The following is a 3,728-nucleotide window of genomic DNA, read 5'->3' on the forward strand; positions in this document are numbered from 1 at the left end:
GCCACAATGTTTGCGATCACCACGCCTCCAACAACACCAGTTTGAAACTATCCTCGATAGTAGTTCAGGTGTACCGGAGGGCGCTGAGTGGAGGGGGAGTAGCCCTATATCCCCGTGGATGGGGCGAGGCCTCCCGGGTCGACGCGTCTCTTGGGCTCTTGATATATTTCAACGGGCGGTTTCGGATACCAAGAGAATTGGGAAGTCGCAGAACACTGGAGTGTTGGTCGAGCTCTCGGAGATACTAAATCTTCCTGGAGACGAAACACTGGAAATCGTTCAAGGTTACGTATCCGGAATTCGGAACTCGTCAGATCTTGGATCGCGCAGGTCTCGTTCACGCGAACTGCGCCGAGTAATCGAGACCCAGTTGAGTGCGTCGTGAGTCAAAGGGTGAGTTGCGACTCCTTAGAAGTTCCGGCAGCCTGCGGAATGAAGCCTCCCGCCGGCTCTTCTTCACCGTATGCGACGTTGCCGGGCGCATCTGTCGACCTAGCCCCTACTATCGAGTCAACGTCGTTTCGCCGGAGGCTCCAATGCTGCTAACCCGAGTGCTGGTTCGGTTCTATCGGTCGTTCAACTATGACCAGGAAGCGAAGGCGGTCAGAGGAGCTGAGTACGACTGGGAGGTGATCCAGGGACGTGGGTGGTTTCCGTTCGTAGAGATCGACATCGACCCCGAAGTGACTGCGATCGTCGGTGCAAATGAATCGGGCAAGAGCCATCTCATCGGCGCGACGATGCGCGCACTGTCTGGGGCGGACATCTCGTCAGGGGACTTCTGTCGTTACTCGCAGTTGTACTCGGTCGAGGTTGGAGAGATTCGTAGCCCTGACTTCGGTGCGGAGTTTGTTTTGACCGCGCAGGACGACGTCGATGCTCTGCGAGCCGCGGGCGTGAAATTGGCCCTTGATGACCGCGTCACGTTACTCCGTATGGGAGCCGGGGATAACATGTTGATCCAAAAAGGACATCCCCCGGCTCCGCTTGATGCCAGCACCCTTGCCGGTTTGCAAGCGGTCCTTCCAAAGCCATTTCAATTGGAGACGAGGGCTAGAATCCCGGATGTCATCTCGTTCGATGCTCTCCTTGACCGAAAGCCCGGTCTCCTTAGCAGAAGGCGCGACCGATTCAAGTTTGATGATAATTTGCGCTCTGGCGGGATATCCTCCTGGCCGCAGTTGATTAATGGCATCGCTGGTGTAGCAGATCCAGCTGAGAATCCAGTCGAGCTTGAAGATACATCGGTGGCGAAGTCGGAACAGCTTGGACGCGACCTATTGCTTAATGTCGCAAGAATCTCCCCAAGCAAGTTTTCAGAACTGGAATGCGCGATCCGAGACGGCAAGGAGGGGCAAGTTGGTGCACTAATTGAGCAGATGAACCGTTCGATAGCACGGCACCTCAACTTTCGCCGCTGGTGGCGGCAGGACCGGGACTTCGAGTTGCGCCTCGCCCCGCGTGAACGAGAGGTCGCGTTCACTATACGCGACAAGACTGGCACAGACTATTCTTTTAGCGAGCGAAGCAGGGGTCTCACCTACTTTCTTGGCTACTACGTACAACTACGAGCTCACGAACGCTCGCTGACTCATACTGAGGTCCTACTCATGGACGAACCTGATGCGTATTTGTCGAGTGCCGCTCAGGCCGATCTTTTGAGGGTTCTGGACGAGTTTGCACGTCCAGAAGCGGGGGGTCGTACGGATCAAGTGATATATGTGACGCACTCCCCCTTCTTGATCAATAAGAATGCCGGTCACCGGATCCGAGTACTCGACAAGGGATCGGACCAAGAGGGCACGCGGCTCGTCAGAGACGTTGTAAATAATCACTATGAGCCTCTTCGGACGTCGATCGGTGCTCACGTTGCGGAAACTGCCTTCATTGGCGGCAATAACCTTCTTGTCGAAGGCCCTACAGATCAGATCTTGCTTACTGGTGCCTTAGCGCTGCTGCGCCGGCGGGGCCTAACTCCGAGCACACTGATCGATCTCAATGAAGTCACGATCGTGGCCTGCGCCTCTGCGAGCCATGTGCCATACATGGCCTACCTGGCACGTGGACGTGACACGCTTAAGCCTCCGTGCGTGGCCTTGCTTGACGACGATGACGCCGGTCGGGAGGCAATAACGCGATTGGCGCAAGGCGAGGCAGATCGACAGCGAGTACTCCAAGATCGACACATCGTCAATCTGGGTGATTGGGCAAAGGGGGCTGACATCAATGTCGCGTCAGGGGTGACCGTTGCTGAGCCCGAGGACCTGATTCCAGTGGCCATCGCTGTCGAAGGCGCTAGATTTTATGCCCGTCGTTTCTTAGGTATTCCTGCTTCGGATGTAAATCTGCTCCGATCCGATGATGTAAATGCCAGCCTTGCGAGCACCGGGGGGAGCCTGTTCCCTGCACTTCAAATGGCATTCTCGAGCGCCTTTTCCGGTAGAAAGTTACAAAAGGTCGGGTTCAGCAAGGAATTGGTTCACTACCTTGAGAACGCGGTTGCTGCTACCCCGAGGCCCCCGGGGTTGCTTGCGTTTGAGCAGAATTTCGCGGCTCTCGTTTCTTTCCTTCGAGATAGGCTCGACGATGCGGCGTCCTCGGAATCTAACGTTCGCGACCTGGACCGCGTCGAACGAGTTATCAAGTCTTTCGTGCGTGATCACGCCGATGGGATGTCTCGCGACGCAGCAAGTAGGGTTTTGCGGGATGTCGAAGCTGTGCTAGAAGATACCGACGAACACGATCCGATCCGCCGGCGTCTTAGCGAACTTCGCAGGCACCACAAGTTGTCTACAGATCCACTCACGGCCGTCGAAGATGGAACGGGCTTCTTGGAGTCGTTGCCTGACCTGTTGAAGCTGCCGCGGCAGTTCTTCCGCGAGCAGCTTGGAGGCGCGGTCCCTGAAGGCTCGGCGACGAGATCGCCATCAAGGCGCAAGCCTTCTAAGGGCGGGCCAACACCCGCTGCTTAAGCTCCGTGTGCACCACAGCTCAGACCGGAAAGCGGTATGCGGAACCGCGCCTCTCTCAGGCGCGTCCACGTGGGTTGTCTTTCGATCGCCGCTGTTTGGCTGGCCGTATGACTCGTCAGCACTGAACGGCGCAGAGCCATAATATGCAGCAATCGAATATGCAGGATTACCAGTACTGATATTGACCGCTGTTCTTGACTGCGGATGAAGGCGCCTCTGTCGGATGACAACGCAGTTGGGACTTTGACACCCTAGTTAAGCCTCGATCCACCGATCGGCTTTTGCGGTGTGGTGAAAAGTGTTGAGCACGTTCGGCCTGGGTGGCGGGCATGAGTCAGTTGCCGATCTCTGATGTCGGCTTGTTTCACCGGGTTTCGGGATCGAGGCTGTTCGGCCGGGGTGGTTAGGGCCAGGTTGGCGGTCTTCGGTGAATAGTGTTGTCGAACAACAGGTTCCATTCGGTTTCCCACGGCCATCGGGCGGGTAGGTGCATGGTGATGCGCCGGGCTGAGGACGCGATACGCGCCGGAATGCAGATCAGGGTGCGGCGGACCGTGGATGTGGTGGCTTTGGCCAGACGCCCGCCGCTGAGGCTGGCGGCAGCACGAGTCAGGTTGAACGCGATGACCGCACACACCAGCCAGGCGGCGTTCGCGCAGAACTTTCCCGACGGCAGATGCGCGAGCGCGGAGGCTTTGAGATCGGCGTGAACTTGTTCGATGACCGTGATGCGCCCTGGGTTTCCCGGAGGCTCGG

At 57.2% G+C, this 3,728-nt stretch carries 2 protein-coding genes; one reads left to right on the forward strand and one right to left on the reverse strand.

What is annotated here, in order from left to right:
- Positions 1 to 536 precede the first annotated feature (536 nt).
- Positions 537 to 2,972, forward strand: a complete 2,436-nt coding sequence (locus GOACH_RS22200) for an AAA family ATPase (RefSeq protein ID WP_005180302.1) — start codon at positions 537 to 539, stop codon at positions 2,970 to 2,972.
- A 403-nt stretch (positions 2,973 to 3,375) separates the two neighbouring features.
- Here GOACH_RS22200 and GOACH_RS22205 read toward each other — a convergent pair.
- The coding region (locus GOACH_RS22205; RefSeq protein WP_005180305.1) for an IS1380 family transposase at positions 3,376 to 3,728 on the reverse strand (353 nt) is incomplete at its 5' end.

The organism is Gordonia aichiensis NBRC 108223 (assembly GCF_000332975.1).
Classification (GTDB): Bacteria; Actinomycetota; Actinomycetes; order Mycobacteriales; family Mycobacteriaceae; genus Gordonia; species Gordonia aichiensis.